The following is a 22,208-nucleotide window of genomic DNA, read 5'->3' on the forward strand; positions in this document are numbered from 1 at the left end:
GCTCCGGAAACGAAAAACGCCTGCCGAATCAGGCAGGCGTTTCGATCGTAGCCAGCAGGCCGCGGCCCCGGCAGTCGGCCGGACGGCCAACGTCAATGCGCGTGCGGGACGCCGCGGCGGCGCCGGAGCGCGTAACCGGCGGTGACGACGAACAGCGCGCCGGCAATGCTCGCGCCGTAGATCGCGGCCGGCGTATCGAGCACCGGCCAGCGGTCGCCGACCGGGTCGTGCACCATCAGCCCGCCCGCGATCCAGCCCAGCAGCCCGGCGCCCAGCGCGACGACCACCGGAAAGCGGTCGAGCAGCTTCAGCACCAGCGTGCTGCCCCACACGATGATCGGCACGCTGACGACGAGCCCGAAGATCACCAGCGCCAGCCGGTGCGACGGATCGGCCTGCTCGGCCGCGCCGGCGATCGCGATCACGTTGTCGAGGCTCATCACGGCGTCGGCGATCACGATCGTCTTCACCGCGTCCCACAGCCGGTCCGCCGGCTTCACGTTGTCGTGCGCGTCGGCGTCCGGCGCCATCAGCTTGACGCCGATCCACAGCAGCAGCAGGCCGCCGCCGAACTTCAGGAACGGCACGTCGAGCAGCGCTACCGCGAACGCGATCAGCGCGACCCGCAGCAGAATCGCGCCGGCCGTGCCCCACACGACGCCGCGCAGCCGCTGGTTGGCCGGCAGGTTGCGGCACGCGAGCGCGATCACGACCGCGTTGTCGCCGCCGAGGAGGATGTCGATGATGACGATCTGAAACACCGCGCCCCAGTGGAGCGACGTCAGGAATTCAAGCATGAGCAGTATCGGGTACGGGGCAACGGCTGTCGGACAGGCGGCCCGGGTCAACGCAGGGACATGCGGCGCATGCCCGGGGCTTACAAATTCATTGCGCGAGCATAACAAAAAACGCCGGCAAAGCCGGCGTTTTCTGCAGGACGAACCACACGGAAATTACAGTGCCTTCTTCAGCAGGCGACCCATTTCCGACGGGTTGCGCGTGACGGTGATGCCGCACGCTTCCATGATTTCCAGCTTCGCTTCGGCCGTATCCGCACCGCCCGAGATCAGCGCGCCGGCGTGGCCCATGCGCTTGCCCGGGGGCGCCGTGACGCCCGCGATGAAGCCGACGACCGGCTTCTTCATGTTGTCCTTGATCCACTGAGCGGCGTTGGCTTCGTCCGGACCGCCGATTTCGCCGATCATCACGACCGCATCCGTATCCGGATCGTCGTTGAACATCTTCATCACGTCGATGTGCTTCAGACCGTTGATCGGGTCGCCGCCGATACCGACTGCCGACGACTGGCCGAGGCCCAGCGCCGTCAGCTGAGCAACCGCTTCATACGTCAGCGTGCCCGAACGCGACACGACGCCGATGCGGCCCTTGCGGTGGATGTGACCCGGCATGATGCCGATCTTCAGCTCGTCCGGCGTGATCGTGCCCGGGCAGTTCGGCCCGAGCAGCAGCGTCTTGCGGCCTTCGCGACGCATGCGGTCCTTCACTTCGATCATGTCGCGCACGGGGATGCCTTCCGTGATGCAGATCGCGAGATCCAGGTCGGCTTCGACCGCTTCCCAGATCGCAGCGGCTGCGCCTGCCGGCGGAACGTAGATGACCGACACGGTCGCGCCGGTTTCCGCCTTCGCTTCCTTGACGCTCGCGTAGATCGGAATGCCTTCGAAATCTTCGCCGGCCTTCTTCGGGTTCACGCCCGCGACGAATGCTTCGCGGCCGTTTGCGTATTCACGGCAGGCGCGCGTGTGGAACTGACCGGTTTTGCCGGTAATGCCCTGCGTGATGACCTTCGTGTCCTTGTTGATCAGAATCGACATGTATTTTGACCTCTGTTCGATTGGCGTCGCGTATCAGCCGCGCCGCCATGCGTATTCGATAGCCTTCAAGAAAACGCCGGGCAGCCCCAAGTTTTCTTGACCCCCACGGGGGGCCTGACGCGCAGCGCCAGGTCCGGGGGCGCCTTTACTTGCCTTCGGCAGCCGCGACGACCTTCTGCGCAGCCTCTTCCATGCTGTCCGCCGAAATGATCGGCAGGCCCGAATCGGCCAGCATCTTCTTGCCGAGGTCCTCGTTCGTGCCCTTCATGCGCACGACGAGCGGCACGTTCAGGTTCACGGCCTTCGAACCGGCGATCACGCCTTCCGCGATCACGTCGCAGCGCATGATGCCGCCGAAGATGTTCACGAGGATCGCCTTCAGGTCCGGGTTCTTCAGCATCAGCTTGAACGCTTCCGTGACCTTCTCGGTCGTCGCGCCACCGCCGACGTCCAGGAAGTTCGCCGGCTCGCCGCCGAACAGCTTGATGGTGTCCATCGTCGCCATCGCGAGGCCTGCGCCGTTCACGAGACAGCCGATGTTGCCGTCGAGCGAGATGTACGCGAGGTCGAACTTCGACGCTTCGATTTCAGCCGGATCTTCTTCGTCCAGGTCGCGGTACGCGACGATTTCCGGGTGGCGGAACAGCGCGTTCGAGTCGAAGTTGAACTTCGCGTCGAGTGCGATGACCTTGCCGTCGCCGGAGACGTTCAGCGGGTTGATTTCAGCCAGCGACGCATCGGTTTCCCAGAATGCCTTGTACAGGCCTTGCAGGATGGCGCGCGCTTGGGGAATCGAAGCAGCCGGCACGCCGATCTTCGCGGCGAGGTCGTCTGCCTGCGCATCGAGCAGGCCGGTCGACGGCTCGACGATGACCTTGTGGATCAGTTCCGGGTGCTTTTCGGCGACTTCTTCGATGTCCATGCCGCCTTCGCTCGAACCCATCAGAACGATCTTTTGCGACACGCGATCGACGACGAGGCTGACATACAGTTCCTGCTTGATGTCGGCGCCTTCTTCGATCATCAGACGGTTGACCTTCTGGCCTTCCGGACCGGTCTGGTGCGTGACGAGCTGCATGCCGAGGATCTGGTTCGCGTATTCGCGAACCTGCTCGATCGACTTCGCCACCTTCACGCCGCCGCCCTTGCCACGGCCACCCGCGTGAATCTGAGCCTTCACGACCCACACCGGGCCGCCGAGCTCTTCTGCCACCTTGACGGCCTCGTCAACCGAGAACGCCGGCTTGCCGCGCGGTACCGCGACTCCGAATTTCCGCAGGATTTCCTTACCCTGGTACTCGTGAATCTTCATGCGTGATTCCCTTCAGTCTGAGAGTTGGATGAAATGTCGCTTAAGACGCTTCTTCGAATGATTTCCGTTCATTCCTTCGTGCTGCCCTCACCGGGCACGTCCGGCCGGCTCGCGCCATACCAGCGCGGGTAGTACTGCCGCACGACCTCGCCGTCGAACCGCAAGGCCCGGCAGCGGCCGAGCTGGAAAGGCGGTTCGACGTGCTCGCCGTCATGATCCGGGCCTTCGCCCCCCTCTTCGCGCACGTTCCACACATCACCGGCGAACGCCTGGATCGCGGCCGTCGGCAGCACGGCGCACAGTTCGGTGAGATGGGAACAGCCCGCGACGCCGGCGAGCAGCCGGTTCGCGTTGCGGCGGAAATTGCGGAAGAGATTGAGCCCGATGAGGGCCCGATAGGCGGGAGGGGCGGATTGACAGTGACCGGGATAGGGAACCCATTCCGAAGACGCTTCGGCGTCGACGACATTGAGGTCACGATCGATGGTCACGCGCAGCCAGAGTTCGTGGATCGGCAGGCCCTGGGGCCGGATGCCCGACGCAAGCGCGACATCGCGCGGCTTGTGGTCGGTCAGGCAGGCTTCGATGTCCCACAGGCCGTCGCCGCGCTCGTAAGCTTCCGCTCGGATTGCGCGTCGATGTCGCAACTGTCGGGGCACGGGCTCGGATAGCGGCATGCTGGAGGTTGAGGCCGAAGAGGAAAACCCGTGGATTTTAGCATATTGGGTATTTGAGGCAGCCGGCCGCGACGGCGGGTATTCCCGCCTGTCCGGAAACGGTTGCATTGCAGCAAAATCGCGCGCGGCGCGCGCGATCGAACCGGTCAGTCGTCGATCAGGAAATCGTCGCCGACCTTCAGCAACTTCACGATGGTCGCGCTCGAGAAGCCGCGCGCGGCAAGGAAGCGCGCCTGTTTCGCGCGCTCGGCGGGCGTTTGCGGCAGTGCACCGAATTTCTTGCGCCAGACGGCCTGCGCGCGTGTCCACTCGGTCTCGCGCAATTGCGCATTCACTTCCTCGACGAGACTGTCGCCGACCGCATGGCGCTTCAGTTCGCTGACGATGCGCGCGACACCGACGCGCGATGCGCGGCGATGCACGAGGCTCTCGGCGAAGCGTGCGTCGGACAGCCAGCCTTCCTGCTCCAGTGCATCGAGCACCGGCTCGACCGATTCGTCCTCGCCGACATACGGTGCGAGCTTGCGCGCGAGTTCGGTGCGGCTGTATTCGCGCCGTGACAGATAGCCGAGTGCGCGGCCCTTCAGCGAACGCGGCGGTTTCGACGACTTGCGCTCGGCGATGCCGGACGCGTCGCCGGAAGCGGCGCTGCCTGAGCCGCCGGACGCACGGCGCGTGCGACGCGGATGCTGGCTGCTGCGTGTATACACATCTTCCTTGACCGACGCCGCCGCATCGGCTGCGCGCTCGCCCGGGAAGCTGACACCGGACACGCGACGGCGCGACCGGTCGTGCGCGTCGAACGATTCGTCGTCGTCGAACGGATCGACCGGCGCGGTCATCTCAAACGAAACGAGGGCATCGTCGGATGCCCTCGTCGCGGTGCGGTTCGCGGCATGGCTGCCCGCGCCCCGCCGGTCGGCACCCGAGGATGCGGCTCGCCGGCCGGAGCGACCCGCCGATTCGGGCGTGTCGCTCGGTTCCGGTTCGCCAGCCTGACCTCGGCGCCCGACCATCACTCTTCTTCGTCCATCGCCTCGGCTTCGTTGCCTGCGCCATCGGGCATCGCAGCGACGCCGAGCGACTCACGAATGCGGTTCTCGATCTCGCGGGCGATTTCCGGATTCTCACGCAGGAATTCACGCGCGTTGTCCTTGCCCTGACCGATCTTCTCGCCGTTGTAGCTGTACCAGGCGCCTGCCTTGTCGACGATCTTCGCCTGCACGCCGAGATCGATGATCTCGCCCTGACGCGAAATGCCTTCGCCGTACAGGATGTCGAAGATCGCTTCGCGGAACGGCGGCGACACCTTGTTCTTGACGACCTTCACGCGGGTTTCGTTACCGATCACCTCGTCGTTCTTCTTGATCGAGCCGATCCGGCGGATATCGAGACGCACCGATGCATAGAATTTCAGCGCGTTACCACCCGTCGTGGTTTCCGGGTTGCCGAACATCACGCCGATCTTCATCCGGATCTGGTTGATGAAGATCACGAGGCAGTTCGTGCGCTTGATCGTGCCCGTCAGCTTGCGCAGCGCCTGCGACATCAGGCGAGCCTGCAGGCCCGGCAGCGAATCGCCCATCTCGCCCTCGATTTCGGCCTTCGGCACAAGCGCCGCGACCGAGTCGATGACGATCATGTCGATCGAGCCCGAGCGCACCAGCGCATCGGTGATTTCGAGCGCCTGCTCGCCGGTGTCCGGCTGCGAGATCAGCAGCTCCGGCACGTTCACGCCGAGCTTCGACGCGTACTGGACGTCGAGCGCGTGCTCGGCGTCGATGAAGGCAGCCGTGCCGCCGATCTTCTGCAGTTCGGCGATGACCTGCAGCGTGAGCGTGGTTTTACCCGACGATTCCGGACCGTAGATCTCGACCACCCGGCCGCGCGGCAGGCCGCCGACGCCGAGCGCGATGTCGAGACCCAGCGAGCCCGTGGAGACGACCTGGATGTCTTCGGTCGCTTCGCCGTCGCCCATCCGCATGATCGACCCTTTGCCGAACTGCTTCTCGATCTGTGCGAGTGCGGCCGCCAGCGCCTTGCTCTTCTCGGCGGTCATCCCGGAGCCCTTCTTGCTATCTTCCATGAATCGTCCTTTGCTATGATGAGCAGCGTCTGTCAGAGGCGCGCCCGCTTTCAAGCGCCGCCCACGAATGCAGACACTGTATAAAAAAACAGTGTTTTGTGCAAGCCCGCAATGCAGGCTGCGTTGTACACGGATAACTTCGGAGACAGCCGCGCCGGCGCGAACGCCCCGCCGGCCACCAGTCAGCAACATGCGAATTCTCATCGCCGAAGACGACAGCATACTCGCGGACGGCCTCACCCGGTCACTCCGCCAATCGGGCTATGCGGTCGACCACGTGAAGAGCGGCGTCGAGGCCGATACCGCGCTGTCGATGCAGGCCTTCGACCTGCTGATCCTCGATCTCGGGCTGCCCAAGATGTCCGGGCTCGACGTGCTGAAGCGCCTGCGCGCGCGCAATTCCAATCTCCCCGTGCTGATCCTGACCGCCGCCGACAGCGTCGACGAGCGCGTGAAGGGGCTCGACCTCGGCGCGGACGACTACATGGCCAAGCCGTTCGCGCTCAACGAGCTCGAGGCGCGCGTGCGCGCGCTGACCCGGCGCGGCGCGGGCGGCGGCCCGACCGTCGTGCGCCACGGCTCACTCGCGTTCGACCAGGTCGGCCGCATCGCGTATGCGAACGAGCGCGTGCTCGATCTGTCCGCGCGCGAGCTCGGGCTGCTCGAAGTGCTGCTGCAGCGCATCGGCCGGCTCGTGTCGAAGGAGCAGCTCGTCGACCATCTGTGCGAGTGGGGCGAGGAAGTCAGCAATAACGCGATCGAAGTGTACGTGCACCGGCTGCGCAAGAAGATCGAGCCGAGCGGCGTGCGGATTTCCACCGTGCGCGGCCTCGGCTACTGCCTCGAGAAAGTCGCGCCCGCGGCGCCGGCCGACTCGGCCGCGCCCCAGCCCGCGGCGGCCGGCACGCCGCTGCGCTGAAACCGGCGGTCGCCGCGATGGCCACGCCGGCCCATTCCCGCCATCCGACCGGCGAGCAATCGTCCGCCGCCGACGCCGCGCGCGACGCACGCTACGAGAACCCGTTCGCGCCCCCCGACGAAACCGACACGCCCGAGGCCGCGCGCCCGCGCTCGCTGTTCGGCGAAATCCTCGACTGGATGCTCGCGCCGCTCCTGCTGCTGTGGCCGATGAGCATCGCCGTCACCTATCTCGTCGCGAAGACGATCGCGAACGGCCCGTTCGACCGCGCGCTCGAGACCAACGCGTACGTGCTCGCGCGGCAGATCCATCCGGTCAACGGCGTCGCCGAGCTGACGCTGCCGCAGCAGACGCGCGACTTCCTGCGCGCGGACAACGTCGACAGCGTTTACTTCCAGGTGCTCGGCACGCGCGGCGAGCTGGTCGCGGGCGAGGCCGACATGCCGCTGCCGCGCGACGAGGACCGTCCGCCGCCGGGCGTCGTCGTGTTCCGCGACGACCTGCTGCGCGGCAACGACGTGCGCGTTGCGTATACGACTGTCGCGCTGCCGGAGCCGAGCGGCACGCAGCCCGTGCTGGTGCAGGTCGGCGAGACGCTCGACAAGCGCAACGCGCTCGCGAACGACATCATCAAGGGCGTGATCCTGCCGCAGTTCGTGATCCTGCCGCTCGCGATCCTGCTCGTGTGGTTCGGGCTGTCGCGCGGGCTCGCGCCGCTCAACGCGCTGCAGGCGCACATCCGCGCGCGGCGGCCCGACGACCTGTCGCCCGTCGAGGCGCAGCGCGCGCCGCCCGAGATCGAGCCGCTCGTCACGTCGTTCAACGACCTGCTCGCGCGCCTCGAACAGAACATGGCGCTGCAGAAACGCTTCATCGCCGACGCCGCGCACCAGATGAAGACGCCGCTCGCGGGGCTGCGCACGCAGGCCGAGTTCGCGCTGCGCCACCCCGTGCCGCCCGACGTGCAGCGCTCGCTCGAGCAGATCGCGACGAGCTCCGAGCAGGCCGCGCGGCTCGTCACGCAGCTGCTCGCGCTCGCGCGCGCCGAGAACCGCGCGAGCGGGCTGACGTTCGAGCCGGTCGAGATCGCCGCACTGGCGCGCCGTACGGTGCGCGACTGGGTGCAGGCCGCGCTCGCGAAGCGCATGGACCTCGGCTACGAAGGCCCGGAGGACGACGCGCCGCTCGACGTCGACGGCAATCCCGTGATGCTGCGCGAGATGCTCGGCAACCTGGTCGACAACGCGATCCGCTACACGCCCGCGGGCGGCCGCATCACCGTGCGCGTGCGGACCGAGCCTGCGGCGCGGCGCGTGCATCTCGAGGTCGAGGACACCGGGCCCGGCATCCCGGCCGCCGAACGCGACCGCGTGGTCGAGCGCTTCTACCGGATCCTCGGCCGCGAAGGCGACGGCAGCGGCCTCGGGCTCGCGATCGTGCGCGAGATTGCCGCGCAGCACGGCGGCACGTTGACGCTGGACGATCACGTCTACCAGAGCACACCGCGCCTCGCGGGCACGCTCGTGCGCATCAGCCTGCCGTTGTCGGACGCCGCCCCCGACCCATCCTGACACGCGCGGGCCCACCCCGCGTACCGCGCCGCGATCGCATCGAAACCGGCGCTTTACCAACCGTTTGCGACACGATCGGGGCGCGAAACAACCGATTCGGCGCGGGTTAACGCGCAGTCGTTTTGTGCCCGCGAGTCAGTGCGCCGTAAGTTTCCGTGCCAATAATCGTCGACAGGCCCGCCCACCCAAGGCGGCCGCACATCTATATCAAGGGACTTGGAGACGATTCATGGCAACGTTAGGCGAGCAAATTTCGCACTCGCCGATGACGGGCGAAGAGAAGAAGGTGATCTTCGCGTCGTCGCTCGGCACCGTGTTCGAGTGGTACGACTTTTACCTGGCCGGATCACTCGCGGCCTACATCAGCAAGAGCTTCTTCTCCGGAGTCAATCCGACCGCCGCCTTCATCTTCACGCTGCTCGGCTTCGCGGCCGGCTTCGCCGTGCGTCCGTTCGGCGCGATCGTGTTCGGCCGGCTCGGCGACCTCGTCGGCCGCAAGCACACGTTCCTCGTGACGATCGTGATCATGGGCATCTCGACCTTCGTGGTCGGCTTCCTGCCCGGCTATGCATCGATCGGCATCGCGGCGCCCGTGATCTTCATCGCGATGCGGCTGCTGCAGGGCCTCGCGCTCGGCGGCGAGTACGGCGGCGCGGCCACCTACGTCGCCGAACATGCGCCGGCGAACCGCCGCGGCTTCTACACCGCGTGGATCCAGACGACCGCGACGCTCGGCCTGTTCCTGTCGCTGCTGGTGATCCTCGGCGTGCGCACGTTCATCGGCGAGGAAGCGTTCGGCAACTGGGGCTGGCGCGTGCCGTTCGTCGCGTCGATCCTGCTGCTCGCGGTGTCGGTGTGGATCCGGATGCAGCTGAACGAATCGCCGGTGTTCCTGCGCATCAAGGCGGAAGGCAAGACGTCGAAGGCGCCGCTGACCGAAGCGTTCGGCCAGTGGAAGAACCTGAAGATCGTGATCCTCGCGCTCGTCGGCCTGACCGCCGGCCAGGCCGTCGTGTGGTACACGGGCCAGTTCTACGCACTGTTCTTCCTCACGCAGACGCTGAAGGTCGACGGTGCCAGCGCGAACATCCTGATCGCGATCGCCCTGCTGATCGGCACGCCGTTCTTCCTGTTCTTCGGCTCGCTGTCGGACCGGATCGGCCGCAAGCCGATCATCCTCGCCGGCTGCCTGGTCGCGGCGCTCACCTACTTCCCGCTGTTCAAGGCGCTCACGCACTACGCGAACCCGCAGCTCGAACTGGCAACGCAGAAGGCGCCGATCACGGTCGTCGCGGACCCGGCCGGCTGCTCGTTCCAGTTCAACCCGGTGGGCACGTCGAAGTTCACGAACTCGTGCGACATCGCGAAGAGCGCGCTCTCGAAGGCCGGCCTGAACTACGAGAACGTCGCGGCGCCGGCCGGCGCGACCGCCGAGATCAAGGTGGGCGACACGGTGATCGCGGCCTATGACGGCAAGGCGGCCGACGCGAAGGCGCAGGGTGCGGCGTTCGACAAGACGCTCGCGTCGACGCTGAAGGCGGCCGGCTATCCGGCGAAGGCCGACCCGGCGCAGCTCAACTGGCCGATGACGATCGTGATCCTGACGATCCTCGTGATCTACGTGACGATGGTCTACGGCCCGATCGCGGCCATGCTCGTCGAGATGTTCCCGACGCGGATCCGCTACACGTCGATGTCGCTGCCGTATCACATCGGCAACGGCTGGTTCGGCGGCTTCCTGCCGGCAACCGCGTTCGCGATCGTCGCCGCGCAGGGCAACATCTATTCGGGGCTGTGGTATCCGATCGTGATCGCGCTGGCCACGTTCGTGATCGGCCTGCTGTTCGTCAAGGAGACGAAGGACTCGAACATCTACGCGCAGGATTGAGATCGGATTGCGGGCGGAAACCCGCCCGCAATCCGGGCCGGCACGGGCCGCCGGCAACTTTTTTCAGGGAAGATGAAAAAAGGTGTTGACAGCCCGGGGGCATATCAGCATAATTCAACTCTTCGGCGAATTAGCTCAGTCGGTTAGAGCGACGGAATCATAATCCGCAGGTCCGGGGTTCGAGTCCCTGATTCGCCACCAAATGCGAAAAGCCGCTGTTCCGCAAGGAACAGCGGCTTTTTTCATTGCGTGGCCCGTCATCCGGCGCGTGCGCGGATTCGCGCGCCGCCTGCCCTGCAGGCACGCGCGTCCCACCCGTTACGCCACCACCGATCCCCGCTCCTCCACCGCCTCCGCCCGCACCTTCCCCCGCCAGTTCTCGCCACCCTCCATTGCCGGGGTCGACTCGAACAGCTCCGCGATCCAGTCAGCGAACACACGTACCTTCTGCGACAGATGCCGGTTGTGCGGATACACGATCGAGATCGGCTTGGGCTTCGGATTGCAGTCGGGCAGCACCTCGACCAGCGAGCCGTCGCGCAGGTTCGGCAGCACCATGAACAGCGTCGGCTGGATCATCCCGAACCCTTCGAGCCCGCACGTCACGTACGCATCCGAATCGTTGACGGTGACACTGCCGTTCATCCGCACCTCGACCGGCTTGCCCTCGATCATGAACACCCACGGAATCGCCCGCGCGCCGTGGCTCGCGCGGAAATTCACCGCATGATGGTCGGCCAGGTCGGCGATTTCCTGCGGCTCGCCGTGACGCGCGAGATAGTCGGGCGACGCGCAGGTCACGCGCTTGAGCATCCCGATCCGCCGCGCGACCATCGACGAATCCTCGAGTGGCCCGACCCGGATCATGCAGTCGATCCCCTCCTCGACCGGATCCACGTAGCGGTCCGACAGGCCGAGGTCGAGCGTGATGTCCGGATAGCGCTGCCGGAAGATCGACAGCGCCGGCAACACGACGCGCCGCCCGAGCGAACTCGGCATGTGGACGCGCAGCACGCCGCTCGGCTTGCGGTTGCCGGTCTGGAAACTCGCGTCGGCTTCCGCGATCTCCGAGATGATCTTCATGCAATGCTCGTAGTACGCGGCGCCCTCCGGCGTCAGCGACAGCCGGCGCGTCGTCCGGTGCATCAGGCGCACGCCGAGCAGCGCCTCGAGATTCTGGATGATGGTCGTGACCGACGCGCGCGGCATCGCGAGCGTGTCGGCCGCGCGCGTGAAGCTGTTCGCGTCGACCACGCGGGTGAAAACTTCCATTGCCTGGATGCGGTCCATGCTGCGCCCCCCTTCGAATCGCCAACGGAACAGAATAGAGCGCGCAACCCGCGCGGCACAAGCCCCCGCCTATTGTTCTCCATGCCTGAATAGTCGCGGCGTTTCGGACTCGAAAGTGATCGGGATTCGTGCAGTTCCGGACGACTGCTCCGTCCCTGGCCGCCACGCGTGGCCCGCGCACCGGCACGTCAGCGCACGAACCGCTCGCGATAGCCCTGCGGCGACACGCCGAGCACGCGCACGAAACTGCGCCGCAGCGTCTCTTCCGAACCGAAGCCGCACCGCGTGGCGATCCGCTTGACGGGCCACGCGGTTTCGCCGAGCAAGCGCTGCGCGGCCTCGACGCGAATCTGTTCCACCGCGCGCGCGGGCGTGCGGCCGGTGCCCGCCCGGTAGTGACGCACGAAGCTGCGCTCGCTCATGCTGACGCGCTCGGCGAGCGCCGGCACCGACAGGTCGGCCGTCAGGTGCTCGGCGATCCACGCATGCAGATCGCCGAAGCGGTCGTCGCTGCGCTGCATCGACAGCATCGCGCTGAACTGCGCCTGCCCGCCCGGCCGCTTCAGGAACACGACGAGCTCGCGCGCGGCGTCGAGCGCGATCGCCCGCCCGAGGTCCTCCTCGACGAGCGCGAGCGCGAGATCGATGCCGGCCGTCACGCCGGCCGACGTCCACAGCGCACCTTCGCGGATGAAGATCGGATCGGGCTCCACGCGCACGTTCGGATAGCGCGCCGCGAATTCGTCGCAGCGCGCCCAATGCGTGACCGCGCGCCGACCGTCGAGCAAGCCGGCCTCGGCGAGCAGGAACGCACCGGTACAGACCGACGCGACACGTCGCGCGCGCTGCGCCTGCTGCCGGACCCAGCGCACGGTTCGCGCATCCCGCGATGCGGCGTGCACGCCCTTGCCGCCGGCCACGATCACCGTGTCGGGCCGCCCGGCCGAGCGCAGCGAATCGGCCATCACCACGAGGCCGGACGACGTCTCGATCGGCCCGGCCTCGGCGGCCACGACGCGCGGCGCATACGGCGCGGGCTGACCGCGCTCCTGCGCGAGTTCGTTGACGGACGCGAACACCTGCAGCGGCCCGGTCACGTCGAGCAACTGCGCACGGGGGAACGCGAGGACCACGATCGAGCGCGGGGCGGCAGGCATGGCGATTGGCTGAAAACGTGGGTGATCTGGCAATTTCGCCAAACACTACGCGCCTAGAATCGATCTGTCCATCGTGCGCCGGCCGCGGCGCCGCCCCTTCCATCCGGAGTGTTCGCATGACCCTGCATATCGGCCTTCTCGTGTTTCCGGGCGTCCAGCAACTCGATCTCACCGGCCCGCACGACGTGCTCGCGTCGCTGCCCGACGCGGTTGTCCATCTGGTCTGGAAATCGCGCGACAGCGTCGCGTCGAGCAGCGGCCTCGCACTCGCGCCGACCTGCACGTTCGACGACTGCCCGCCGCTCGACGTGATCTGCGTGCCGGGCGGGATCGGGATCAACGACCTGCTGCTCGATGCCGAAACGATCGCATTCGTGCGGCAGCGCGCGGCCGCCGCGCGCTACGTGACGTCGGTCTGCACGGGCGCGCTGCTGCTCGGCGTGGCCGGGCTGCTGCGCGGACGCCGCGCGACGACGCACTGGGCGTTTCATTCGCTGCTCGAGCCGCTCGGTGCGGTGCCGGTGCGTGAGCGCGTGGTGCGCGACGGCAACCTGATCACCGGCGGCGGCGTGACGGCCGGCATCGACTTCGCCTTGACGATCGCCGCCGAACTCGTCGGCGACGAAGAGGCGCAGGCGATCCAGCTGGCGCTCGAATATGCACCCGCGCCGCCGTTCGATGCAGGCTCGCCGGATACCGCGCCGGCGTCGGTGCTGACGCGCGTGACCGAACGCTCGGCGGCCGGCCTGGAGAAGCGCAGGCAGACGATCGACGCGGCCTTGCGCGCGAGGTCGCGCTGATCCCGGATACACGGCATCCAGCGGGCGGGCAGCCTGCCCGCCCTCCCCGGCAATCGGACTCACGGATCGGACCTGACGATGAACATCATCCGCAGCACCGCGTTCACCGCGCAGCGCGCATGGGACGCGCTGGACATTGCGAACCTGAACGGCATCACGGTGCGCCTGCACTGGACCGATCAGCCGTACCGGTGGCATGTGAACGACGGCGAGGAAGTCTTCGCGGTGCTCGACGGCCGTGTCGAGATGCGCTACCGCGAAGCAGGCGGCGAGCACGCGACGGTGCTCGAAACGGGAGACGTATTCCACGCGACGATCGGCACCGAACACGTCGCGCACCCGCTCGGCGAAGCGCGCATCCTCGTGATCGAGACCGAACGCAGCGCCTGACGACGGGCTTCAGCCCGAGATGGTGCCGGTTCCCTGCGACGGGATCAGCTTCGGCTGCGGCGTGCACAGGCACTGGCACAGGTCGTGTTCGAGCGCGACGACCTTGCCCATCACGGTCATCGTCCGCTCGCCGCCGTCGGACACGATCACGCCCTGGGTCTTGCATGCGGCGCAGAACACCGGCGCGCCGAGATAGGCGAGTTCGCGGCCGTCGAACGACGAATTGGCGATCCCGTCGAGCACGACGCCGCCATGGTCGGTCGTGTCGCCCTTCAGTATGAATTTGCGGCTCATGGTTCGGCTCTCCCTCGGAAACGCCGCACGGCACGGCGTCGGGCCGCGTGCGGACAGTCGGTATCCGCCCGTCGGTCGCGGGCGTTTCGCGAGGATATCACCCGCACCGCGGCAGATCGCCGAATGCACGTCGTTCAACGCGGGATTCGCGCTGCCGGCCAGACGATCAGACGAACAGCGCGACGCATAGCGCGGCGCCGCACAGATACGTGCCGAGCGCGCCGATGAAACGCACGGGATTCGGCCTGGCCATCGTCGGCCACGCGAGCAATCCGATCACGAGCAGACAGCGGCACGCGGTTGCCGCGACGATCAACGACACGATCGCGCGCGACGGATCGTGTACGCCGAAATAGAGAAACAGCACCGCGAGAAACGGCGCGTATTCGGCCGTGTTGCCGTGCGCGCGCACGATCTTGTGCAACCGGTCGGTCGGATCGGACGCACACCCGGAACCGGTGGTGTGCCGGAAGCGCGTGACGGACACGACCAGACCGAGGCCGAACAGCAGCAACCCGAGGATCGCCGTGCAAACGAGCGCGACGGGATGAATCGACATGGCACCCCCGGCGAAAGCGGACATGCGCCGCACACCCGGCGATCGTACCCGCGACCGGTGCACCCGGCCATCGCGGAAACCCGTAGCGTCGTCGTGCGCCGGCCCTGATTCCGCGGACAGGATCTGACCCGATTTGCCGCGATACCGCGACGCACAATCGCAACGCACAAAGCCGGTGCGTAAACGGCCAGGCGGCCTGCCCCCGGGCTGCCCCCGACAGCCCATGGCACGCGGGCGCAAGCGCGCAAACGTTACGTCGCGGCGACACGCGCCGCCGCACCGCAACGCCGGTTGCCGCGCGCCGCAGGCACGCGCGTTGCGTCGGCGCATCTCGGTAGTGAAGCACCCTTGGCAGCCCGCTGCGGAGGACTACACTAATCCTTAATGGGGTGCGGCCGGAGCCCGCGCCTTCAGGGAGACGCCGCCATGAATCGGCCGCTGAATCGCATCCTGCCGCGCGTGACCGGTAGTGCATCGGTCTGGACGTGGATCAAGTGGTCCTTGCTGGCCGCGCTGGTGATTGCAATCGCGATCATTGCGCGACTCGTGATGACCGAAATCGAGACGTCGCGCCTGCAGGCGCGCTATCTGTCCGAGCTCACCCGCGACGTTGGCTACACCATCGAAGCGGGCGCAAGCGACCATATTCGCTTCCCTGCCAACGGGCCGTACGACCAGCGCCTCGGCTACGCGATGATTCCCGCGTTCCAGCAGCGTCTGCTCGCACGCGGCTTCGTCGTCGGCAAGCAGGCACGCGATTCGGAACGGATGCTGTCGCTCGCCGATCACGGCCTGTTCCTGCCTTACGAAGAGAAGGACCAGGCCGGGCTGATGCTGTTCGACTCGACCGGCTCGCCGCTGTTCGCGACCGTGTTCCCGCAGCGCGTGTACACCGACTTCGACAGGGTGCCGCGCGTGGTCGCCGATTCGCTGCTGTTCATCGAGGATCGCTACCTGCTCGACGCGAACCAGCCGAACCGCAACCCGGCGATCGACTGGGGTCGCTTCGGCCGCGCGCTCGCCGACCAGGCGATGCACGTCGTCAACCATCATCAGGCCCGCCCGGGCGGCAGCACGCTCGCGACGCAGATCGAGAAGTTCCGCCATTCGCCCGACGGCCGCACCGCGACGCCGCCGGAGAAGCTGCGGCAGATCGCGTCCGCGTCGATCCTCGCGTACATGAACGGCCCGCAGACGATGCTCGCGCGCCGCGCGATCCTGGTGCGCTACCTGAACTCGGTGCCGCTCGCCGCGCGTCCGCACGTGGGCGAAATCACCGGCATCGGTGACGGTCTCGCCGCGTGGTACGGCCGCGACTTCAACGACGTGAACCGCATCCTGTCCGCGCCGACGACCGGCGACAACGTCGACGAACAGGGCAAGGCGTTCCGCGAAGTGCTGTCGCTGATCATCGCGCAGCGCGCGCCGTCGTACTTCCTGAATCGCGGCTATCCGGCGCTGCAAAAACTGACCGACAGCTACCTGCGGCTCCTGTCGACCGGCGGCGTGATCTCGCCCTCGCTGCGCGATGCGGCGCTCGCCGCGCGGATCGAGCGCAGCGCGCCGCCGGCCGCCGCGCACGTGCAGTCGTTCGTGTCGCGCAAGGCCGTGTCGTCCGCGCGCGCGTCGCTGCTGTCGGCACTCGGAATCAGCGACGTGTACCAGCTCGACCAGCTCGATCTGGAAGCCACCAGCACGCTCGACAACGGCGTGCAGCAGGCGGTCGCCGAACGGCTCGCGAAGGCGTCGACCCGCGACGGCGCGCAGGCCGCCGGCCTGTACGGCTTCGAGATGCTCGCGCCGAAGGACGATCCGTCGCACCTCACGTACAGCTTCACGCTGTACGAGCATCGCAACGGCGCGAACATGCTGCGCGTGCAGACCGACAGCGTGAACCAGCCGTTCGACGTGAACCGCGGCGGCCGCATCAACCTCGGCTCGACCGCGAAGCTGCGCACGCTGATCACCTACCTGCAGATCGTCTCCGACCTGCACGCGCGCTACGGCAACCTGTCGAACGCGCAACTCGCGCGGGTGAAGCCCGACCCGATCGACGGGCTGACGCACTGGGCGCTCGACTACCTGTCGCATACGCGCGACCGCTCGCTGCAGGCGATGCTCGATGCATCGGTCGAACGCAAGTACTCGGCGAGCCCCGACGTGTTCTACACGGGCGGCGGCGCGCAGGTGTTCTCGAACTTCGAGAAGTCGGACAACGGCCGCATCCTGACGCTGCACGCGGCGTTCGAGCACTCGGTCAACCTCGTGTTCGTGCGGCTGATGCGCGACATCGTCCACTACGAGATGCTGCAGACGGCGGGCCCGTCGTCGTCGTGGCTCGGCGATCCGGGGCAGCGCAAGCATTACCTCGAGCAGTTCGTCGACGGCGAAAGCCAGGTCTACGTGAAGCGCTACTACACGCGTTATGCGGGCAAGGCGCCCGACGATGCGCTCGCGCTGATGCTGCGGGACGTGCGCAAGTCGCCGCCGAAGATCGCGACGGTGCTGCGCAGCGTCGCGCCGAACGAATCGCTCGCGTGGTTCGATGCGCAAATGCGCGCGCAACTGAAGGGCACGCCGGCCGCGACGCTGTCGGACGACGATCTCGCCGCGCTCTACGCGAAGTACGCGATCGACCGCTTCAACCTCAACGATCGCGGCTACATCGCGAGCGTCCACCCGCTCGCGCTGTGGACGCTCAACTACCTGCGCGCGCACCCGAACGCGTCGCTCGGCGAAGTCCAGCGCAACAGCCGCGATGCGCGCTTCTACACGTACTCGTGGCTGTACAAGACGCGCTACCACGGGACCCAGGACCGGCGCATCCGCCGCATGGTCGAGTTGCGTGCGTACGCGGAAATCTCGAAGGCGTGGCGCGCGCTCGGCTACCCGTTCGCCGAAGTCACGCCGTCGTACGCGGCCGCGATCGGCGCATCCGGCGACCAGCCCGACGCGCTCGCGAAACTGATCGGCCTGATCGCGACCGGCGGCCAAAAGGCGCCGACCGAGACGATCACGCGCCTCGACTTCGCGAAGGGCACGCCGTACGAAACGCGCTTCGTGCGCGCGACCGCGCAGCCGCAGCCGACGCTGTCGCCGGAAATCGTCAACGTCGCGCGCACGCTGCTGCGCGACGTCGTGCTGAGCGGCACGGCGCGGCGCCTGTCGGGCGGCTTCACGCTGCCCGACGGCAAGACGCTGCAGGTGTACGGCAAGACCGGGACGGGCGACCAGCGCTTCAATGTCTATGCGCGCGGCGCACGGCTGATCGAGTCGCGCAAGGTCAATCGCAGCGGCACGTTCGTGTTCGTGCTCGGCGACCGCTTCTTCGGTGTGCTGACGGCGACCGCGCACGAGCCTTACGCGGCGCGCTACGACTTCACGAGCGCGATGGCCGTGCAGTTGCTGAAGTCGATGGCACCGGCGCTCGCGCCGCTGATCGAACGCCCGGCCGAAGCCGGCACGCGCACGACGGGCCCCGCGCCGCAGGCCGAAACGCCGACGCCGCAGGCCGAGGCGACCGAGCCGTCCTGACGGGCGGCCCGTGCGCTCATGCGACGACGCACCGCTCAGTGCGAGCGGCCGTCGTAGTGCGTGACGGGCAGCGCGTCGATATCGACATCCTCGAGGCATCGCACGTTGATCGCGGCCATCGCGGTGCCGTTCGGATGGGTGCCCTCGCCGAACGTGTGAATCCCGCAGCGCTTGCAGAAGCGATGGCGGATCACGTGCTTGTTGAAGGTGTAGGTCGCGAGATGATCGTCGGGCGTGAGGAGCGTCAGGTGGTCGCGCGGCACGAACCACATCAGCGCGCCCTTGCGCCGGCAGATCGAGCAGTTGCAGGCCATCACGCCCTGCAGGTCGCCTTCCGCCTCGAACTTCACGTCGCCGCAGTGACAGCTTCCGCGATAAAGCATGGTCGTCTCCCGGGGCGGCCCGTGCGCGTCGACGGCGTCCCGGCGGGACACCGTTGGCCGGGCCGACTCAAGCGAGTACAGTAGCGCGCACCCGCGTCGCGCGCAATGCGCGGCGGCGCCCGCTCCGACCACGAGGAAAACCGCCATGCTCGACCTGCGCCCCGGCTGCGAATGCTGCGACAAGGACCTGCCGCCCGATTCGGCGGATGCGCGCATCTGTACGTTCGAGTGCACGTTCTGCGCGAGCTGCGCCGACGACGTGCTGAAGGGCCGTTGCCCGAACTGCGGCGGCGAGCTGGTGGCGCGCCCGCGTCGCCCGGCGAGCCTGCTCGCGAAATATCCGGCGTCGACGCAGCGCGTGCTGAAGCCGGGCGGTTGCGCGAACCCCTGACGGCCCGCCCCCGCCCTTCGCGTCACGACATCTCGATCCGCGCGCGCGTCACCGCGAGCAACGACGCCATCGCGCGGCGCGCGCCGTCCTCGTCGCGCACGCGGATCGCATCGCTGACGGCCACGTGCTCGGCGAGCGACGCGTTGTAGACCTCCGCCCGGCGCGCGTTCAGGTGCAGTTGCGCCTCGAGCGTGCGATCGATCAGCGCGCCGAGCGGCACCAGCAGCTCGTTGCCGCCGGCCTCCAGCACGCTCAGGTGAAAGCGCAAGTCAGCGCGCACCCATTCGTCGACGTTGCGCGCGGCAGCCATCGCGCGCGCCGCGCCGTCGATCGCGTCGAACGCTTCGGGCGTATGCGTGCGGGCAGCCAGCGCGGCCGCATGCGGCTCGATCATCTCGCGCATCTCCTGCAGCTTCAGCGCAAACGCGAGCGGCGGCGCGACACGCGCGTACCAGTCGAGCAGGTCGGCGTCGAGCAGGTTCCACGTGCGCCGCGGCCGCACGCGCGTGCCGACCTTCGGCCGCGACTCGACCAGCCCCTTCGACGTCAGCGTGCGCAGCGCCTCGCGCAGCACCGTGCGGCTCACGCCGAACATCGCCATCAGGTCCGGCTCCCGCGGCAGCAGCGATTCGGGCGGATAGTCGCCGCGCAGGATCGCCGTCGCCAGCCGGAAGGCCGTCTGTCCATGCAGGTCGCGTTGAATGATCGTCCTCCGTTGGGCGGGCAACGCCGCGGCTGCCCACTATCTGCGCAATAGTGCTATTAATACTATTTTTTAGCGGGCTACGCTAGGATAACCGTCACGCACTCGACCGGCGTCGCATCCGCGCGTCCGCACCGGTCAACCCTGGAGACTCGCGCCATGAAAATCACCCGCCTCGAAACCTTCGTCGTCCCGCCGCGCTGGCTGTTCCTCAAGATCGAAACCGACGAAGGGATCGTCGGCTGGGGCGAGCCGGTCGTCGAGGGCCGCGCGCACACGGTCGAGGCCGCGGTGCAGGAACTCGCCGACTACCTGGTCGGCCGCGACCCGCTGCTGATCGAGGATCACTGGCAGGTGATGTACCGCGCCGGCTTCTACCGCGGCGGCCCGATCATGATGAGCGCGATCGCGGGCGTCGACCAGGCGTTGTGGGATATCAAGGGCAAGCATCACGGCGTGCCCGTGCATGCGCTGCTCGGCGGCCAGGTGCGCGACCGCATCAAGGTGTATTCGTGGATCGGCGGCGACCGGCCGAGCGACGTCGCGAACAACGCGCGCGCGGTGGTCGAGCGCGGCTTCAAGGCCGTGAAGATGAACGGCTCCGAGGAGCTGCAGATCGTCGACACCTACGACAAGGTCGAGCAGGTGATCGCGAACGTCGCGGCGGTGCGCGACGCGGTCGGCCCGCACGTCGGGATCGGCGTCGACTTCCACGGCCGCGTGCACAAGCCGATGGCGAAAGTGCTCGCGAAGGAGCTCGATCCGTACAAGCTGATGTTCATCGAGGAGCCGGTGCTGTCGGAGAATGCCGAGGCGCTGCGCGACATCGTCAACCAGACCAACACGCCGATCGCGCTCGGCGAGCGGCTCTATTCGCGCTGGGACTTCAAGCACATTCTCGCCGGCGGCTACGTCGACATCATCCAGCCCGATGCGTCGCACGCGGGCGGCATCACCGAGTGCCGCAAGATCGCGACGCTCGCGGAAAGCTACGACGTCGCGCTCGCGCTGCACTGCCCGCTCGGCCCGATCGCGCTGGCCGCGTGCCTGCAGCTCGATGCGGTCAGCTACAACGCGTTCATCCAGGAACAGAGCCTCGGCATCCACTACAACCAGGGCAACGACCTGCTCGACTACCTGCGCAACCCCGAGGTGTTCCGCTACGAGGACGGCTTCGTCGCGATCCCGCAGGGCCCGGGGCTCGGCATCGACGTCAACGAGGAGAAGGTGCGCGAGATGGCGAAGACCGGCCATCGCTGGCGCAACCCGGTGTGGCGCCACGCGGACGGCAGCGTCGCCGAGTGGTGATGAAGGCGTGAGGTGAGGTGCGTTGCGCGGCGGCCATGCCGCGCATCGGCTTCGAGACGGCCGCCCGACAGGCGGCCGTTCCTGCATCTGCAGTACGCGGCGCGCGGGCACCCTGCCCTCGCCGCGCCGCCAAGGCCATCAGCCGAACGCCGCGAACCCCGGTACGCAGGACGCCAGCACGGCGGCCGCGACGAACACGCCGATCATCGTCAGCGCCTCGAGATGCAGGATGTTGCGGAACGTGTGCGCATCCTCGGTCGACGCGGTACGGCGCAGGCGCGGCAGCGCGGAGAAGCGGTTCAGCCCGCCGAGCACGAGCGCGAGCGCGACGAGCAGCAGCTTGAGCAACAGCACGCGCCCCCACGTACTGCCGTCGAGCGGCGCGAGCGAGCCGCCGAGCCCGCGCAGCGCATTGAGCACGCCCGTGGCGAGCACGAAGACGACCGCGATCACCGACGTCCGCGACAGTTGCTGACCGATCCGGATCAGCGCGCCGCGCGCGACCGACGAGCCGAGCACCGGCAGCACCGCGAGGCCGCCCGCGAGCACGAGGCCGCCCCATACCGCGGTGGCGAGCAGGTGCAGCGTCTGCACGCCGACCGCCGCGGACAGCGGGCCGGTGTCGGCCGCATGGCCGAGCGACGCCTTGCCGGCCGCGACCACGATCACCGCGAGCCACAGCACCGCGTGCGCGAGCGGGCCGTCCGGCTTCGCCAGCGCGACGATCGCGAGCACCACCGCGCCGGCGAACGCAACGCTCCACGCGAAGCCCGCGTGGGTCTGCGTGAGCATGACGGGAATCGCGGCGAACGCGCCGCCGAGCCCCGCGCCGCTCATCGACGCGGCTTCGTACACCAGCCAGCCGAGATCGGCGAGCACGAGCGCCAGCGCCGCCGCGACCAGCGAATGTTGCGCGCGCAGCCATGCGGGATGCGACGGCGCGATGACCGGCCGCGCGCCGTCCTTGCCGAGCCATGCCTTGAGCAGCGCCGAGCCGACCGCCATCGCGAACGTCGCGTCCATCAACGCCGCCAGCGCGACCTGCCCGATCCACAAGCTGTCGATCCTCATCGCGCGCGCCCTCCCGGGAACGGCCGGCCGGCGGTGCGGC

The 22,208-nt window shown here is 67.8% G+C and carries 21 protein-coding genes and 1 tRNA gene; 9 read left to right on the forward strand and 13 right to left on the reverse strand.

What is annotated here, in order from left to right; genetic code table 11:
• Positions 1-92: 92 nt before the first annotated feature.
• From U5771_RS01320 to recA, 6 genes are all read right to left on the reverse strand, one after another.
• Positions 93-797, reverse strand: a complete 705-nt coding sequence (locus tag U5771_RS01320; protein WP_322022277.1) for a TerC family protein — start codon at positions 795-797, stop codon at positions 93-95.
• 156 nt (positions 798-953) lie between these two features.
• Positions 954-1,835, reverse strand: a complete 882-nt coding sequence (sucD, locus tag U5771_RS01325) for a succinate--CoA ligase subunit alpha (protein ID WP_010090788.1) — start codon at positions 1,833-1,835, stop codon at positions 954-956.
• A gap of 145 nt (positions 1,836-1,980) precedes the next feature.
• Positions 1,981-3,147: an ADP-forming succinate--CoA ligase subunit beta gene (gene sucC, locus U5771_RS01330; protein ID WP_017334083.1), complete on the reverse strand. Its 1,167-nt coding sequence runs from the start codon at positions 3,145-3,147 to the stop codon at positions 1,981-1,983.
• 68 nt (positions 3,148-3,215) lie between these two features.
• Positions 3,216-3,824 (reverse strand): DUF2889 domain-containing protein, encoded by a 609-nt coding sequence (locus U5771_RS01335; protein ID WP_322022278.1) that lies wholly within the window; start codon positions 3,822-3,824, stop codon positions 3,216-3,218.
• 146 nt (positions 3,825-3,970) lie between these two features.
• The gene (recX, locus tag U5771_RS01340; protein ID WP_322022279.1) at positions 3,971-4,840 is read right to left on the reverse strand and encodes a recombination regulator RecX; all 870 of its coding nucleotides are present in this window, start codon (positions 4,838-4,840) and stop codon (positions 3,971-3,973) included.
• Complete coding sequence (recA, locus tag U5771_RS01345; RefSeq protein WP_322022403.1) at positions 4,840-5,910, reverse strand: recombinase RecA; 1,071 nt, start codon at positions 5,908-5,910, stop codon at positions 4,840-4,842. The genes recX and recA overlap by 1 nt, the downstream gene beginning before the upstream one ends.
• A gap of 190 nt (positions 5,911-6,100) precedes the next feature.
• Between recA and U5771_RS01350 the strand changes: the two genes are divergently transcribed.
• From U5771_RS01350 to U5771_RS01365, 4 genes are all read left to right on the forward strand, one after another.
• Complete coding sequence (locus U5771_RS01350; protein ID WP_322022280.1) at positions 6,101-6,829, forward strand: response regulator transcription factor; 729 nt, start codon at positions 6,101-6,103, stop codon at positions 6,827-6,829.
• Between the two features lie 17 nt (positions 6,830-6,846).
• Positions 6,847-8,400, forward strand: a complete 1,554-nt coding sequence (locus tag U5771_RS01355) for a sensor histidine kinase (RefSeq protein ID WP_322022281.1) — start codon at positions 6,847-6,849, stop codon at positions 8,398-8,400.
• Between the two features lie 229 nt (positions 8,401-8,629).
• Positions 8,630-10,288, forward strand: coding sequence for an MFS transporter (locus U5771_RS01360; RefSeq protein ID WP_322022282.1), 1,659 nt, complete (start codon positions 8,630-8,632; stop codon positions 10,286-10,288).
• A 124-nt stretch (positions 10,289-10,412) separates the two neighbouring features.
• Positions 10,413-10,489: transfer RNA gene (locus tag U5771_RS01365), tRNA-Met, on the forward strand.
• A 117-nt stretch (positions 10,490-10,606) separates the two neighbouring features.
• Here the strand turns inward: U5771_RS01365 and U5771_RS01370 are convergent.
• Both U5771_RS01370 and U5771_RS01375 read right to left on the reverse strand, forming a co-directional pair.
• Positions 10,607-11,578 carry a LysR family transcriptional regulator gene (locus U5771_RS01370; protein WP_322022283.1) on the reverse strand — a complete coding sequence of 324 codons (972 nt, stop codon included), beginning with the start codon at positions 11,576-11,578 and terminating at the stop codon, positions 10,607-10,609.
• Positions 11,579-11,766: 188 nt separating this feature from the next.
• The gene (locus U5771_RS01375; protein WP_322022284.1) at positions 11,767-12,735 is read right to left on the reverse strand and encodes a GlxA family transcriptional regulator; all 969 of its coding nucleotides are present in this window, start codon (positions 12,733-12,735) and stop codon (positions 11,767-11,769) included.
• Positions 12,736-12,851: 116 nt separating this feature from the next.
• Here U5771_RS01375 and U5771_RS01380 point away from each other — a divergent pair, with 116 nt between their 5' ends.
• Both U5771_RS01380 and U5771_RS01385 read left to right on the forward strand, forming a co-directional pair.
• On the forward strand, positions 12,852-13,535 hold the full coding sequence (locus U5771_RS01380) for a DJ-1/PfpI family protein (RefSeq protein ID WP_322022285.1): 684 nt from the start codon (positions 12,852-12,854) through the stop codon (positions 13,533-13,535).
• 78 nt (positions 13,536-13,613) lie between these two features.
• Positions 13,614-13,925 carry a cupin domain-containing protein gene (locus tag U5771_RS01385; RefSeq protein ID WP_322022286.1) on the forward strand — a complete coding sequence of 104 codons (312 nt, stop codon included), beginning with the start codon at positions 13,614-13,616 and terminating at the stop codon, positions 13,923-13,925.
• A gap of 9 nt (positions 13,926-13,934) precedes the next feature.
• Here U5771_RS01385 and U5771_RS01390 read toward each other — a convergent pair whose 3' ends face one another.
• Positions 13,935-14,219 (reverse strand): PAAR domain-containing protein, encoded by a 285-nt coding sequence (locus U5771_RS01390; RefSeq protein WP_011657840.1) that lies wholly within the window; start codon positions 14,217-14,219, stop codon positions 13,935-13,937.
• 166 nt (positions 14,220-14,385) lie between these two features.
• Positions 14,386-14,778 (reverse strand): MAPEG family protein, encoded by a 393-nt coding sequence (locus U5771_RS01395; RefSeq protein WP_322022287.1) that lies wholly within the window; start codon positions 14,776-14,778, stop codon positions 14,386-14,388.
• A gap of 426 nt (positions 14,779-15,204) precedes the next feature.
• On the opposite strand from U5771_RS01395, the gene U5771_RS01400 reads away from it, so the two are divergent.
• On the forward strand, positions 15,205-18,312 hold the full coding sequence (locus U5771_RS01400; RefSeq protein WP_322022288.1) for a biosynthetic peptidoglycan transglycosylase: 3,108 nt from the start codon (positions 15,205-15,207) through the stop codon (positions 18,310-18,312).
• Positions 18,313-18,347: 35 nt separating this feature from the next.
• Here U5771_RS01400 and U5771_RS01405 read toward each other — a convergent pair whose 3' ends face one another.
• Positions 18,348-18,695 (reverse strand): GFA family protein, encoded by a 348-nt coding sequence (locus U5771_RS01405; RefSeq protein ID WP_322022289.1) that lies wholly within the window; start codon positions 18,693-18,695, stop codon positions 18,348-18,350.
• Positions 18,696-18,840: 145 nt separating this feature from the next.
• Here U5771_RS01405 and U5771_RS01410 point away from each other — a divergent pair, with 145 nt between their 5' ends.
• Positions 18,841-19,086 carry a DUF1272 domain-containing protein gene (locus U5771_RS01410; protein ID WP_322022290.1) on the forward strand — a complete coding sequence of 82 codons (246 nt, stop codon included), beginning with the start codon at positions 18,841-18,843 and terminating at the stop codon, positions 19,084-19,086.
• A 22-nt stretch (positions 19,087-19,108) separates the two neighbouring features.
• Here the strand turns inward: U5771_RS01410 and U5771_RS01415 are convergent, their stop codons facing one another.
• Complete coding sequence (locus tag U5771_RS01415) at positions 19,109-19,813, reverse strand: FadR/GntR family transcriptional regulator (RefSeq protein WP_322022291.1); 705 nt, start codon at positions 19,811-19,813, stop codon at positions 19,109-19,111.
• Between the two features lie 135 nt (positions 19,814-19,948).
• Between U5771_RS01415 and dgoD the strand changes: the two genes are divergently transcribed.
• Positions 19,949-21,097, forward strand: a complete 1,149-nt coding sequence (dgoD, locus tag U5771_RS01420) for a galactonate dehydratase (RefSeq protein WP_021160175.1) — start codon at positions 19,949-19,951, stop codon at positions 21,095-21,097.
• Between the two features lie 138 nt (positions 21,098-21,235).
• Here dgoD and U5771_RS01425 read toward each other — a convergent pair whose 3' ends face one another.
• Complete coding sequence (locus tag U5771_RS01425; protein WP_322022292.1) at positions 21,236-22,168, reverse strand: CopD family protein; 933 nt, start codon at positions 22,166-22,168, stop codon at positions 21,236-21,238.
• Between the last annotated feature and the right edge of the window lie 40 nt (positions 22,169-22,208).

It is taken from the genome of Burkholderia sp. BCC1977 (assembly GCF_905339595.1).
Taxonomy (GTDB): Bacteria; Pseudomonadota; Gammaproteobacteria; order Burkholderiales; family Burkholderiaceae; genus Burkholderia.